The sequence below is a fragment of the Ekhidna sp. ABH4_415 genome (assembly GCF_056161305.1).
Window position 1 is genome coordinate 69,601 of the sequence record NZ_JBSWYW010000003.1, and the last position, 14,682, is coordinate 84,282.

The following is a 14,682-nucleotide window of genomic DNA, read 5'->3' on the forward strand; positions in this document are numbered from 1 at the left end:
TTTGATATTTAGACCTTTTAGGTTTTTAAAACCTGAAAGGCTTTTTTAGCTAAAAATCCTTTCTAAAAATCCTTTCCTTCTCACACCAATCTTCTTATCTGGAAATTCCTCATTGAACTTCTCCTGAATCTCGCCCTCCCAATGTTTATAAAACTCCGGATCAAAGTTGGCCTTAGGTAGGTGATTGATGATGTAATCGAGCGTCCGCTTTTCATTCAACCATCTATCCCATACCTCATGTCGGTTTCTGATGCCAAAAAGATTGACACCTTGTACCACAAGCGTTTCCTTTTTGTAAATGATTTTGATGCATTTCTCATGATCATCACATTCCCAGTAAAATGAAGCGGAATCATCGGAGCATTGAGGTAGAACGATTCCATAGTTCTGATATTCGATATCAAAGAATTTTGCTGAATTAAACCATACCCCTGGTTTATATTCAGTTTTATTTGTTGTTATTGTCCGAGCTACAGTTTCTCCCATCATCCGTCCGGCGTACCAGACTGCTTCAATCGCTCTACGGTGGGGAGGAGGGTTTTTTAATTGTGCACAATCTCCAATCGCATAAACATCCTGAATATTAGTCTGTAGGTAAGCATCGACCAAAATGCCTCTATCCGTTTCAATTTTTGAATCTTTTACCAACTCAATATTTGGGTGAACACCAACTGTTAGTCCGACAAACTGGCATTCGATTACCTCTCCAGATTTCGTTTTAACTGCTTTTACCTTTCCATTCCCATCATCCAAAATCTCTTCCAGTTCGGTTTCTTGACGAAGGTCAATCTCATGCTTATATAAATGTCGGTCGATCAATGTTGCTTCTTCCTGTGGGAGCATATTATCCCAGAAATGTTTTTCACGAATAAGATATGTCACAGGAATATGCCTGGAATGAAGCATTTCAGCCATTTCCACTCCAATCAGGCCACCGCCTATTATCACTGCACGATCTATATCCTTGGTGTTTTCTTCCATCAGTTCCAAATCCTGATAGGTATAAAGCCCCTGCACACCATTCAGATCCTGGCCTGGCCATCCAAATTTGTTTGATTGACTTCCTGTTGCAAGTATGAGTTTGTCATACTCCATAAACTCGCCTCCATCAAACTTTACTTGCTTTTGATTAAAATCAATCGAGGTGACCCATGCTCTTTTTAAGTCAATGCGGTTTTTCTCCCAAAACCAATCCTCATAGGGCTTGGTGTTTTCGTAAGTCATGTGACCCATGTAGATGTACATGAGGGCGGTACGAGAGAAGAAATGATCTGTCTCACCGGATATTACCGTGATCTGATCGTTAGAATTTTTACGGATATGCCGAGCGGCAGTGATACCGGCAATTCCATTTCCAATGATGATGATTTTCTGCATTGAGTGAGTTTGTAAGATCAATAATACGGTGATATTTCATCCTCGATTAATGAAGTTAACCAGATAGTCGGGCGTTTGTCAAAGGGTTGACAAAAAAATATTTAAACCTTCTCAATCATTTTTTGGTTATATACGTACCACATATTGGTGATTAGGTGAAATGGGTGGGTTTAGCGTGCAAAGGCACGTTTCTATTCGGTTAGGTTAGGTTACGATTATTCTCACCCATACAAAGGGGCCCGCCAGGGCCCCTTACTTTTTATACCAATGTTTCTTTAGGAATGTGTAAATATTCCTGTAAATCTCCAGAAGCAATCAACTTTTTAGGCTCTCCTGTAAGAATTTCTTTACCAAAATCCATGCACCAGAAATGATCACAAACCTGTGCGGATAATTGAATTTCATGGGTGGAAATAAGAACGCCCTTTCCGGATTTAGCGATTTTCTTAAGTAGATGGAGAACATCAATCTTGTTCTTTAAATCCAGGTGAGAGGTAGGTTCGTCCAGAATTATCAGGTCGGTTTCCTGCGCCAACGCCCGTGCGATCATCACCTTTTGCATCTGACCATCGCTGAGCTCAAACAGGCGTTTTTTTGCCAGGTAATTGATCTCCATTAGGGATATAGATTCTTCTATTTTTTCCCTGTCGGCTTTCTTAAGGTTTCCGAGCCAGCCGGAATAGGGGTGCCTTCCCAGCGCGACTAACTCTAGCACAGACAGGTTCAAAGATTCAGGCCTTCCGGTAAGCACAACACTTATTTTTCTGGCTATTTCTTTTGGTGAAAGATCTTTAATGTTAGTTTCTGAGAGGTTTACAGTTCCTGATAATTTTGGCTGTAAGCCGCACAGAGTCCGTATAAGTGTTGATTTACCAACGCCATTTTGCCCGACTAAACCAATCAATTGACCGTGATCTAAAACCAAGTTGATCCCTTCCATCAACTTTTTATCTGGTGGGTAGCCAATGCTCAGATTTGATATGTCCAACAACATCATCAGAAACGATAGTTTAAATTAGATTTTCTCAAAATCAACCAGATCACGAAAGGCGCCCCAAAAAGGGAGGTAATGGCATTGATAGGTAGCGTTTCATCCATACCAGGTAGCTGTGCAATAACGTCGAAAAACAGTAACAGGATCCCACCCAGTAGAATAACCAATGGTGTCAGGAGGAGGTGATTCCCGGTGTTAAACAGCATTCTGGCAATGTGTGGCACGGCCAGTCCGATGAAAGCGATAGGGCCACAAAATGCAGTAACTGTGCCTGCTAATAAACTCGTGTTAATTATGATCAGCATGCGTGCCTGCTTTAGATTTAGCCCAAGTGATTCGGCATAGTTTTCACCCAGAAGCAGCGCATTCAAAGGTTTTGAAAGAAGAAAAGAGATTAGGAGCGCGATCAAAATCACCGGGAGCATCACATAGAGCTCACTCCATGAAAGACTCCCCAGGCTCCCAAAGGTCCAGATAACATAAGCCTGTATGTTCTCAGCCTGACTGAAGTACTGCAGTATACTCACAATGGCACTCACAGCAGAGCCAAACATGAGTCCAATGATCAGCAAAGATATGCCTGACCTGATTCGAAAGGAGGCAATTAAGACCACCGACAAAACGGTAAATGAACCAAGTCCGGAGGCGCCCACCAGCAACCAACTTCTTCCAACTCCCGCCATTTCAAGAAACCCTCCAAGCCAAACCCCCAGAAAAATGACAAGAGCCACACCCAATCCGGCACCTGAGCTGATACCCAAAATAAATGGCCCGGCCAAAGGATTGCGAAACAGGGTTTGCATTTGTAACCCGCTAATAGCTAAGGCGCTACCCGCTAATATGGAAGTTATAGCTTTTGGAATTCGGAAGTTTATAATGATGTTGTTCCAGATATGATTTTCTGAGGTACCAAAAAAGTATCCTAAAGTATTAGAAAATGGAATCTTCACTGATCCGATAGAGATACTTAGAATAAAACCTAACGCAAGTAAAAACAGGAGGAGTAAGAAGATCACCCTCCATTTTTTCCTCGATTCATCAATTTGTGATTCTATCATTGCAGCTTTTCGAAATACACTGTTTCGTATTCAGGCAGTAGTTCAGGATGTAAAATTTTGATCAAATCGCCAAGCACAAGGTCAGGTCTGGAGTAACCGGACTCAAAGAAATCATACCCGCCATTTGGCCCGATTTTTTTGCTATAATTATACACCTGATCATTTTCAAATGCTCTAAAGGAAGCATATCGGTTTTCCTGACTCAGCATCTCCTGTCTGCTGTTTAGTGAGGAGGTTCCAATCCACATATCAGCATCATGTGCCTTTTCGTATACCGCCTCAAAACTTAATTCCAGCCAGCCGGAGGTGGTATCAGTATTCCAAACATATTGACCACCGGCATTACCATAAAAAGTGGCCGCCCAGTTGTTTCCACCGGGCAGGAACCAGGTATCTCCATAAACGACACCACTCAGAATAGTGGGTTTGTTTTCAGCTGAGCTTGCCAGTTCATTCAGTCTCAAATATTCCTCCTCAATAGCCGTAAAAATGGAATCTGCTATTTTTTCTTTGTCAAGTAATGCGCCAAAAAACTTGATCCACTCGGCCCGACCAAGTGGTGACTGCTCGAGAAAATCAGAGTTGTAGTAAACAGGAATACCAGCCTCTTCAATTTTGTCTAATACCTGCGATTCTCCACCCATATCAAAAGCAATTACTGCATCCGGGTTTACTCCAAGTAGTAATTCCATGTTGATTTTCCCATCGGGCCCCAGATCGGTGAGGAGACCTTCTTCTCCACGTTTTATAAACGTTTCAGAACTAATGTATTTGAGGTTTGGAAAACCAACCACTCTATCTGCAGCTCCCAGCATTTCAATGTATGGGAGGTGAGACGTTGATGTGACTGCCAGGCGATCGATCGGGTTTTTAAGGTTGTAGAAAATTGGTTGCTGTGCTTTTGGCCAAGGCTCGTCTACCACCAAACGTTTTTCCCCTTCCTTCAGCTCAAAATGAAAGCCTTTAGCATATTTTGTCTGCTTGGTATTTTTATAAACAGATTCTTCTTTGATAGAACCGCACGCCACAAAAAATAGGATGAAAACGAGTCCGCTTGATTTCATAAACTCAAAAGTAGCCCATCAGAATGAAGTTGGTTAATATTGTAGTGATATTGGTTCCGGTACTGTTGACAACAGTGTTGGATTAAAATGGGAATCTCGTGATCCCGATACATCGGGAAATTCGAGAGCTGTCCCCGCAACTGTAAGTCCGTCAAAGGGTTTGGCCCAATCAAAGTCCACTGTGGTGATTGTAACGTCACTATGGGAAGGAAGCCAAAACTGGACAAGCCAGGAGACCTGCCATATCACATGAAAATTCTAAGCTTCGGGTGAAAGCAGAGGAAGGGGTTAACTCCATTCTTTCTTACGAGGCTCATAGTGACTAAAATTTCTATGAGAAGTACATTACTAATTACTGCATTATTATGCATGGGCTGGACTGTCAAGGCACAGGACACCCTCAAAACCGTCCAACTTGACGATGTTGTCGTCACAGGAACGAAAAGTGAAATTCCTGTTGAAAAGTCAGGTAAATCTATTTTTAAGATCACACGAAAAGATATCGAGTCCAGTGGAGCACGATCAGTCGCAGATGTGCTGAACCAGGTTCCGGGGGTTCAAATGGATGGTAATTTCGGTCCTCAGGGAACGAATATTGGCTATTTCATTCGTGGGGCTTCAAGTAAGCGCACCTTGATTTTAATTGACGGAGTACCTTTCAATGACGCTTCAGGTATTGACCAAACGTATGACTTGAGGTTATTGGATATGGATCAGGTCGAGTCTATTGAAGTGCTCAAAGGGGGCCTAAGTACCCTGTATGGCACAGGAGCTGCAGCAGGCGTGATCAATATTCAATTGAGAAAACCTGAAAATCAGAAGATTGGTGGATATGGCAAAGCTGAATATGGCAGCTTTAATACCTTCAATGGAAATGCGAGTGTCTCTGGAGCAAATGAAAAGATTTTCTATTTGCTTAATGCCGGATATAAAAAGTCTGACGGATTTTCTGCTGCGAAAGATGAGTCTGGAAATGGAAACTTTGATGATGATGGATTTGAAGGTTTTAATTTAATGGGTAAGTATGATATTGAATTCAATGATCGGTTTTCGCTTGGGGTCACGATTTCTTATGACGATTTTGAGACAGATTTTGACGCAGGAGCATTCACAGACTCTGAGACAAACCTCTCTGAATATAGCCAGTTAAGAGGAGGGATCAGACCAACCTTTCGCTGGGAAGGTGGAAATATTCAGGGTAAATTTTTTATCAACAAACTGGATCGTTTTTTTGAATCAGACTTTGGTATTTCAGATTATGATGCTAAAAACCATCAGGCAGATGTGGTCATTAATCAAAAACTTTCAGATCAAATGAAGTTGATCGGAGGATTAAACTTCCAGCGGTTTCAGTATTCAGAGCAACCCGATTTTGAAAAGTTCGATTTCAATATGATTGATCCTTACTCTACTTTGATTTATGACAATAGAAACTTCAATCTTCAGGTTGGCGGACGATTGAATATCCACAGTGATTATGGTCAGAACTTTGTTTTCAATGTCAATCCTTCATATTTGATCGAAGGTGGTTCCTTTGACGTAAAAGTATTTAGCTCCTATGCCACTGCTTTTATCACCCCTTCACTCACTCAGTTATTTGGTCAGTTTGGTCCTAACCCGGAGCTGGAACCAGAAGAGTCAAAATCTTCAGAGGGTGGTTTTACCATTTATGGGAATGCCTTTGAGTTAGGTGGAGTTTACTTCTATAGAGAAGATAACAACCTGATCATCTATACTTCTCAATATGAAAATGTAGATGGTGAGATTGAAACTGATGGTTTGGAGTTCACCTCCTCAGTGATGCTATCTGAAAAAATCTCTTTAGCCGGAGATTATACTTATACAAGAAGGTTGAGTGATGATATAGCTTATAGAATCCCTGCCCATAAGTATGGATTCTCGATCGATTATTCTCCTCTTCAAAAGTTGAATCTTTCATTGAATTATCTATATACCGGAGAAAGAAGGTTGCAATATTTTGATAATAGCACCTTTGAAACGGTTCAGGTAAATGCGGAAGCGTTTGACTTATTCAATTTGAGTGCTTCGTATACTGTTGAAGATCTTACCATCACAGGGTCTGTAAATAATCTCATTGATGAAGATTATCAGGCTGTGGCTGGATTTAGTAGTGTGGGACGAAATTTTATGATTGGACTGAAATATCAGTTTAACTAAAAAGCTCATCTACGGCTTTTCGCACGGATAATTTTTGGGAGGAGATCAGCTCCTCCCTTTTTTTGATTTCTTCTTTGATGTTCGGCTGAGCATAAAAATCTGCTTCAAGTCTGGCATGAATGCGTTCATGAAACCATTTGATCAGCTGTCGCTTTCTGTTTTCTTCTAACCATCCACTTAATCTGGTATGGTTCTCATATTTCGCAATTTCATTCCAAGCATCTTCAATACCTGTTTTTTCCATAGCAGAGCATAAGCCTACAGGAATAGTCCATTCAGCTTCATTTGGAGGAAACAGATGGACTGCATTCGCATATTCTTTTTTGGCTCTTTTTGCTGCTTCCTTATTTTTATTATCCGCCTTGTTGATTAGGATGTGATCAGCCATTTCCATGATGCCACGCTTAATACCCTGAAGTTCATCACCACCACCGGCCAGCATGAGGAGCAAGAAATAATCTACCATGTCTTTCACAACCGTTTCGCTTTGCCCTACACCTACGGTTTCAACTATTATCACATCAAATCCGGCTGCTTCACAAATCAGGATTGCCTCACGGGTGCTGGATGCTACTCCTCCCAAACTGGACCCTGAGGCAGAAGGCCGGATGTATGCATTGGGGTCACGAGATAATTCATCCATTCGTGTTTTATCTCCCAGGATACTACCGCGGGTGCGATTGCTACTTGGATCAATAGACAAAACGGCCACTTTTTTCCCTTTCTCTGTCAGCATTTTTCCAAATGCCTCGATAAAAGTACTTTTTCCAACTCCGGGTACTCCGGTGATACCTATCCTAAGGCTCTGATTGTTATTGCTGGTAATCTTATCAATTAGCTCAGCACTCAACTTTCGGTCATCTGATCGCTTACTTTCCACCAACGTAATCGCCTTGCTCAGAAAAACCCTGTTTCCCCGCGATAGGCCATCTATTAAGTCTTGTAGATGAATATTAGGTGTTCGCCGAAAAGTTGAATCCATAAGACGATTAAGTCAGTTTTTATTGCGTAATTTGAAGAATAAATTGAACTCTTCTAATATGGCAATTGTGATCGTTAGTGTAAAATGCTTTAATTGCATATATAATCTTAACTGACTAACTCACCAACGAATAGACAATGTTTAGAAGATTCTGGCGGGATGTAATCCTGGGAACGTTTTTTATTATAGCGCTGATGGCCACTTTTACATTGGTATCAGCATTTAAGGTCTTTGACATATTTGATCCAATTGGAGACGCTTTTGCGGATATGGAATTTACGGATATCTATTTTTCGCAATTGCTTGATGATCCCATTGCAGATGAAAGAGTCATTCTTGTGAATATGGGGTTGGAATCCCGGGCTGGAATTGCGATGATGATTGACTCAATCAATCAACATAATCCGGCAGTAATCGGTGTGGATTCCTTTTTTGATTTGCCTAAAGAGGACACACTTGGGGATATGATGTTGATGGAGGCACTCGGACGGGTTGAAAATTTAGTGATGGTTACCCAACTACTTCCAGATCCTGAAACTCTAGAAATTGATGATTCCATAAGGACTTCACATCCAATGTTTACATGGAACTCTGATTCGGCTTTTGCCAATCTAATTACTGATGCAGATGTTCAGGAAGATTTGAAGATGTGCCGTGAGTTTTTTCCTCAATTAGAAGATGTTTCCGGAAAGAATCACATTGCGCTTGGAGTTAAGTTGGCATCATATTATGATACTGAGAAAGCTCAAAAATTTCTTGATCGAGGAAATGAAGTGGAGGTGATTAACTACAGAGGAAATGTAATTGATTATGGGGCAACCAAATTCGGGAATAAATACTATGCACTGGATGTTGGAGATGTATTTGGGGCAAACTATATCCCTGATATCATTGAAGGGAAGATCGTAATATTTTGTTTCTTAGGGGAATATCTCGGTGACAGAGAAAATTTTGAAGATAAATTTTTTACTCCGCTCAATGATAAATACATCGGACGTGCTTTTCCTGATATGTATGGGGGCGTGATCCATGCCAACATTGTTTCCATGATTTTGAATGAAGATTACATCTTTTATTTGAAGGAATGGCAGAAAATAGCAGTTGCTTTTATTATTCTGTTTTTAAACATAATGGCATTCTCCTGGATATACAAAAAACTACCAAAATGGTATGATGGAATTACTAAACTGATACAATTGGTAGAATTTGTAGGGATTATTTATATCATGATTTACTTCATGGATATATTTAGTTTCAAATTGGATCTTACATATTTATTGTTTGCTGTTGCCTTATCGGGCGATGGCCTGGAAGTATTCTACGGAGTGGTGAAAAACTCACTCTCTAAGGAAGGAAGAAAAGAATTATTTAAAGTATCACGATTATAAATTTTTAGAAAACGCCAAATTTTATTGGAACTATTATGAGAAAGTTTGTTTCTATCGCTATCACTACAATGCTTGTTTTTGCTGTTGGTATTGCCAATGGACAAGGATATACATTTAGAGTTTTGGCCAACAAGGGTCAAAACAAAGTAAAAAAAGAAGGTGCCACAACTGCAGTTTCTCTGAAGACCGGAGCTACACTTAGCGACGGTGATGAGCTGATTGCTTCTCAGGGTGCTTACATTGGTTTGATGCACAAATCAGGTAAGACGCTAGAGGTGAGAACACCTGGTACGAAAAAAGTTTCTGACTTAGCTAAAATGGTCAACACCAAATCTGCGAGTGTTTCCAGCAGATACGCGACATTCTTAGCTAATAAGATGAATGAAAAGGAAAAGCCAAACTATCGCGCCAGACTTAACGCTACGGGAGCAGTATCAAGAGCGCTTGCAGGAGATGAGCAAATTCAGGTATTGATTCCTTCTCAAGAGGCAAAAGTACTGGGCAACAATGCAATCCTTAACTGGGATACTCCTGAGGGAATGGAGGAAAATACCTTCGTTGTGACTGTGAAAAACATCTTTGATGAAGAAATCATGAAAGAAGAAGTAACAGGAAATTCAATTGAACTGGATTTTGCGCAGGAGAAAATGAAAAACGAAGAGGGGCTGTATATCATCAAAGTTGCGGCTAAGGAGAACATGGACGTGACTTCTAGTGACATTGGAATTAAGAAGCTGTCAGGTTCTGAAGCTGCCAAATATGAGGAAGGTCTTTCAACACTTAAGTCAGAAGTGGCTGATGATAGTCCACTAAACAAAGTAATCTATGCTTCTTTCTATGAAGAAAACGGCTTGATTGTAGATGCTTTGACAGCTATTGAAGAAGCGATCCAGATGAATCCTGAAGTGGAAGATTTCAAAATCCTGAAAAAGGATATTATAGAAAGAAACGGAATTAAAATCTACAAAGAAGAAGGCGAGAAATAATCAATTTTCTCTCGTAGAACAAATTTTCAGAAACCCTGATCCGGATGGATCAGGGTTTTTTGTTTATTTGTACATCGTAAATCAGTGATCTAAAGCTGCTTTATGTCGTGGAGTCAGTACCAATATGTCACGTCATACTGTGTCAGGCACAGAGTCTTAAACGCTAGATGGAGTGCTCCTTGCTCCTGAGAGCATATTTCATCGCTCCCTGGAGCGGAAGTACATCCGTGACAAAAAGTTGGGAATTGAAATTTGTAGATGCTGAATAAATTCAGCATGACTTAGCATTTTTTGCTAGCTGCTCTTAATTAGAATGTCATCCTGAACCCTGGTACTGCTCGGATCTACAGAATTGATTTACCTCAATGATATTCAGGAGCTTTCTAGCTACAACAAAAAAGGACACCCTAGGTGCCCTTTTAATGAATCGTTTTCTAATTTCTTAATCCAACCCGATCATTACGAAAGGCCCCCAGTAGATGGGGTCTCGATACTCGTTTCGGATTTCTTTTTTCGCATCGATAAACGCTTGTCTCTTATTTCCTGTTTCAATCCATTTGCGATAAAACTTGATCATTAGCTGTTGTGTAGCTTCATCGCTTACTTTAAAGAGTGACATGATGATGGTTCGTGCTCCTGCCACCAGGAATGCACGCTGCAACCCATAAACACCCTCACCGGCTTGCAGCTCACCCAATCCTGTTTCGCATGCTGAAAGCACGACCAGGTCTGTTTGATCAAGGTTAAGGTTCATGGCTTCATATGCCGTAAGAATACCATTATCCACATTGTAATTGTATTGAGTCTGATTCAGGATATCTCCCGCTCCTGCAAGCAGTAAGCCCGTTTTAAGAAGCGGATTTTCATAAGCAGCATTCTCATTGTATTCCTGATCAGCTACCTCGGCAGCTGCCGTTTCTTTAAAGAAACCGTGAGTGGCAACATGGAACACTCTCGGGTTTGATACCTGTTTGATTGAAGACTCATTTGCTTGAATCTCCGTAAACTTATCTGTGCTCCATCCTTTTCTATCGAGGAGATCATCCAGTTCTTCAATTTCTGCTTTAGTGCCCGGAAGGGGGGTCACAACTTCCGCAGTAGCACGGGTTAAGCCAGACGTTGGAAGCGGCTGTCCAGGCTGTGTTTGTAAATAGAACTGAGGATTTCCAAACATCATGGCATATTGCTTTTCAGCAACGGTCTTCGTTTGAATCTTATTCAGGAATAAGTCTTTGGTGTTACTAATTAACAATATGTTAGAGTTATCCAGCACATAGCGTCCATCTGGTGTTGGTATAGCTTCCAGGTTGATTTGATTATAAACGCCATCTGGTGATAGGTACAAGGTAGCTACAGCACCAATTTCCTCTGCGATAGGTGCCCAAAACTGCTCATAAGAATATTTATCCTCGATTTTATACTTGATACTATTTCTGTAGAATTTTAGATATCTGTTTTCAAGTTCTTCGCCATCATCAAGCAAGATCATTTTAGGTTCTGATCTTTTGCTTCCATCTACATAAAGCAGTGCATACATCACTGAGTCAGTAAAGACATGATTGAAGACTCTGAAACGCACCATTTCGATAGCTACCTCATTTTCTTTTAATGCACTTTTAACATTTTCCCAAGTTACTGTTCGGCTATCCGCACTTTGTGCAAAAAGTTCTGACTTTAAACTGATGTTTTTTTCCAGCAACTCAACTTTCTGAGAGAGGGCTTCAACATTGATTTCATTTTCGATCAGGTCATCCTGGCTCATTGAGAGTGCTGCGGTCAGTAGCTCTTTGTCTTCCACCCAGGTAGAATACATCTGTTTCAGCTCTTCATCGTTGCTATTCATGATTCGCTGACGGATTTTGATGGATGAGTTAAGAAGAAGAGCTTTGGTAAGAAGAGCATTATTGTATAGCTCTCCAATGTATTTAGCACTTCTGTTTCTACTTACAATCAAAGTATTGTAGTACTCGTAATCGCCCTTGATGGTATTCCAAAACTTAGCTTTTTCGCGCTCACTGAGTGCAGGAAAGTACTCCTGAATAAAGTTTTTATAATTAGCCAACACACCTTCCATCTCGTCCTGAGCGTCTTTGAATCTGGCTTGCATAAAGTATGTCTTGCTCAGTTTGGATTGTACTTTCACATACTCCGGGTGTGTTTCGTTGAATACTCGCTTGTATTGTCTTTGAGCATCCTCATAGTAATCCTCTGCTTGAGAGTAGTTTTTCTGTTTGTAGAAGATATCTCCTTTAAGAACTAGTGCGGTAGCCGCATTAATATTGTTTCGCTTTCCAAGCTTATTTTTCCAGATGCTTTCTGCCTGATTCAGGTATGTAAAAGCAAGGGAGTAATTCCCTGCTGCGATATTGGCAATTGCCATATTTTTTAAGATCTCAGCATAGGTTGGATTATTGGATCCCAATTTCTTACCAATGATTTTTTCTGCTTCCTGGAATAGCGATTGAATTTGAGTAAGAGGCTTATCCTGATAAAAGTAGACAAGTGCCAGTTTTGAAGTTGATTTTCCCACATCTACGTGTTCAGGACCAAATTTGTCTTTTTGAATTCGAATGGCGTTTTTAAGCAGTGTTTCCGCTTTATCATAGTCACCTATGGTGGTGTAAACATCTGCTAGCTGAAGCATGGAGGGTACCACCTTTGATGAGCTTTCACCGAAAATGGAGATTGCAATGGTATTGGCTTTTCTGGCTTGCTGTTCAGCTTCAGTATAATCCCCTTTAATAAGATTTAGCCGGGCATTTGCAACCAGCGTCTGATTGAGGTGTCGGCTGGTACCACCAAATTGATTGGTTTTTTCCTTTAAGGACTCAGTAAGTAACTCTGTGGCATCTGTGTACCGGCCAATATTCGTGTAAAGGGCTCCCAGATCGTCCTGATAACTTAGACCGGTAACGTCTGTAGTCAATGCACCTTCTTCTCTTAGGTCTTCTGAATCGTATATATGATCTTCAGCTGCGTCGTATTCTCCTTTTATAGAAAGAAGCTTCGCCTTGGTAATAAATGCCGAAGATAAATACGTTTTTGCTTCGTCAGTTTTTGTGTTTTCCAGGATTCTTATAGCTTCCTCCAGGTTGATTGTGGCTTTATCGTATTCACCAATGTTTATCTGAAGCCCGGCAATCTTTTCCAACTCCTTTCCATATTCAATATCCTGATTGTCATACTTTACTCGGGCGGCAAGCAGGGCATCATCCAAAATTTCAGATGCTTTTTCGTAGTTATCCGTTTCCTCATAAAACTTAGCCAGGTGGTTCATGATGTCTAGATAGTCTACGTGACCCTTTGTTATTTCAGGCTCAACGATTGAATGAAAGCTCTGGTCGTAAATTTCTTTTGCCTCAGTAAACTTGTCTGTAAAGTCTACATAGTAATTGGCCAGTTTTGTTTTTGTGAGGTGATATTCAGGTGCATCAGGCCCGAGCAAAAATTCCTTAATACGGAGAATTTCTGTATCGTAAGATTCAGTGTTTTGATGACGTCCTGCGTAAAGTGCGACCTTCTTAGCTAACTCCAGCAATTCTATTCGCTCAGAGTGGAATTCAGGAATAGTTGGGCTGGCCAGCATTTCATTGATTTTGTTTTCCATCTTCTTGATGTCCTGGTCTGCCAGATCGAAAGTGAGATCCATTTTATCTTCCGCAAGATTGAAAATACTTGTTTTGTCAAACTCCCTTAGTGATTTCTTAAAGTCAGCTGAAACGATTTTAAGTTTCGCTCCTTTATCCCCCAGATACAGCGCACGCATGAGGCTTGCCTGCATGGTCATCACAGAGTTGTGAGAGTATTGATACTTTCTGATTGCCTGAACATACGCGTCCTCATAGAGCTTGGCCTGCGCATCTACTGCAAGCCCATTTTCCTCAAGCAACTTTGCATTTAGAAATGCATTTCTTGCCCATAACAGGTGAGTTTTTTTCAGGTTTTCTTCCACCCAATTGAGGTTGGTAATGAAAGCAGAATCTGCTGATTGGTAATCTCCCATCATACGAAATGAATTGGCTTTTACAATCATCATCTTGGCAAATTCTTCCTTCCGCTCTTCAATTTGATCTTTGTCTCCTTCGGATGACATTGCTCTGGTCAGGTAATAATCCGTTTGGTTGTTTACCAGCTTTATCGCCTGACTGTAAAATCCTTTTCCGGAAAGCACCTGAGCGCGCTTAACATCAAGTGATGCTTTAATATCCTCGATCAATGATCCGGAAGCTTCAAATGCTTCAGTTGCTTTATCAATAAACTCCCCTGCCAGGAGAAAATTTCCGTACGAAATAAGTACTTCAGAAGCCTCCATGAGAATAAATGCATGCTCTGCACTTTCAGCCCCATTTACTTGTTCGCTCATGGCAATGGCCTCTTCTAGGGGTTTCATCACACTTACGAGCTCTCCCAGTCCTACATTGATTTTAGCTTCTTTAACCAGGCCAATAGCATTGTATGGATTGCTATAGGAAAGTTTTTTGGTTGCAGTTTTTTTAAGCTTCTCGATCTGCTTCCTGGCTGAAGAGTAGTCCCCGTCTTCGTACTCCTCATCGGCTTTCTCAATGTATTTCTGATACTGGGCATTCGTGATGGTGACGCACAGCATCAACATCACTACCACGGCGGATTGGAGGTATTTCATTTTTTGTAGGATT

The 14,682-nt window shown here is 40.9% G+C and carries 9 protein-coding genes and 1 riboswitch; of the genes, 3 read left to right on the plus strand and 6 right to left on the minus strand.

Translation table 11 applies throughout. The annotated features are described in order from the left end of the window. Positions 1 to 45: 45 nt before the first annotated feature. The 4 genes from ACXAH9_RS05580 to ACXAH9_RS05595 all read right to left on the minus strand — a co-directional run bounded on the left by ACXAH9_RS05580 (position 46) and on the right by ACXAH9_RS05595 (position 4,493). Positions 46 to 1,377: an NAD(P)/FAD-dependent oxidoreductase gene (locus ACXAH9_RS05580; protein WP_474893874.1), complete on the minus strand. Its 1,332-nt coding sequence runs from the start codon at positions 1,375 to 1,377 to the stop codon at positions 46 to 48. A gap of 259 nt (positions 1,378 to 1,636) precedes the next feature. After that, the gene (locus ACXAH9_RS05585) at positions 1,637 to 2,374 is read right to left on the minus strand and encodes an ABC transporter ATP-binding protein (RefSeq protein ID WP_474893875.1); all 738 of its coding nucleotides are present in this window, start codon (positions 2,372 to 2,374) and stop codon (positions 1,637 to 1,639) included. Continuing rightward, a complete protein-coding gene (locus ACXAH9_RS05590; protein ID WP_474893876.1) occupies positions 2,374 to 3,429 on the minus strand; it encodes an iron chelate uptake ABC transporter family permease subunit in 1,056 nt (351 codons plus the stop codon). The genes ACXAH9_RS05585 and ACXAH9_RS05590 overlap by 1 nt, the downstream gene beginning before the upstream one ends. After that, positions 3,426 to 4,493: an ABC transporter substrate-binding protein gene (locus ACXAH9_RS05595; RefSeq protein ID WP_474893877.1), complete on the minus strand. Its 1,068-nt coding sequence runs from the start codon at positions 4,491 to 4,493 to the stop codon at positions 3,426 to 3,428. The genes ACXAH9_RS05590 and ACXAH9_RS05595 overlap by 4 nt, the downstream gene beginning before the upstream one ends. A 33-nt stretch (positions 4,494 to 4,526) precedes the next feature. Then, positions 4,527 to 4,752, plus strand: a riboswitch (cobalamin riboswitch). A 74-nt stretch (positions 4,753 to 4,826) separates the two neighbouring features. Here ACXAH9_RS05595 and ACXAH9_RS05600 point away from each other — a divergent pair. Then, entirely contained in the window at positions 4,827 to 6,671 is a 1,845-nt protein-coding gene (locus tag ACXAH9_RS05600; RefSeq protein ID WP_474893878.1) for a TonB-dependent receptor plug domain-containing protein, read from the plus strand. Here the strand turns inward: ACXAH9_RS05600 and meaB are convergent. Further along, entirely contained in the window at positions 6,664 to 7,653 is a 990-nt protein-coding gene (gene meaB / locus ACXAH9_RS05605) for a methylmalonyl Co-A mutase-associated GTPase MeaB (RefSeq protein ID WP_474893879.1), read from the minus strand. The genes ACXAH9_RS05600 and meaB overlap by 8 nt on opposite strands. Positions 7,654 to 7,790: 137 nt before the next feature. Here meaB and ACXAH9_RS05610 point away from each other — a divergent pair, with 137 nt between their 5' ends. Together ACXAH9_RS05610 and ACXAH9_RS05615 are read left to right on the plus strand one after the other, a co-directional pair. Beyond that, on the plus strand, positions 7,791 to 9,041 hold the full coding sequence (locus ACXAH9_RS05610; RefSeq protein ID WP_474893880.1) for a CHASE2 domain-containing protein: 1,251 nt from the start codon (positions 7,791 to 7,793) through the stop codon (positions 9,039 to 9,041). Positions 9,042 to 9,076: 35 nt separating this feature from the next. After that, on the plus strand, positions 9,077 to 10,027 hold the full coding sequence (locus ACXAH9_RS05615; RefSeq protein ID WP_474893881.1) for a hypothetical protein: 951 nt from the start codon (positions 9,077 to 9,079) through the stop codon (positions 10,025 to 10,027). 442 nt (positions 10,028 to 10,469) lie between these two features. Here ACXAH9_RS05615 and ACXAH9_RS05620 read toward each other — a convergent pair whose 3' ends face one another. Further along, on the minus strand, positions 10,470 to 14,669 hold the full coding sequence (locus ACXAH9_RS05620) for a CHAT domain-containing protein (protein WP_474893882.1): 4,200 nt from the start codon (positions 14,667 to 14,669) through the stop codon (positions 10,470 to 10,472). Between the last annotated feature and the right edge of the window lie 13 nt (positions 14,670 to 14,682).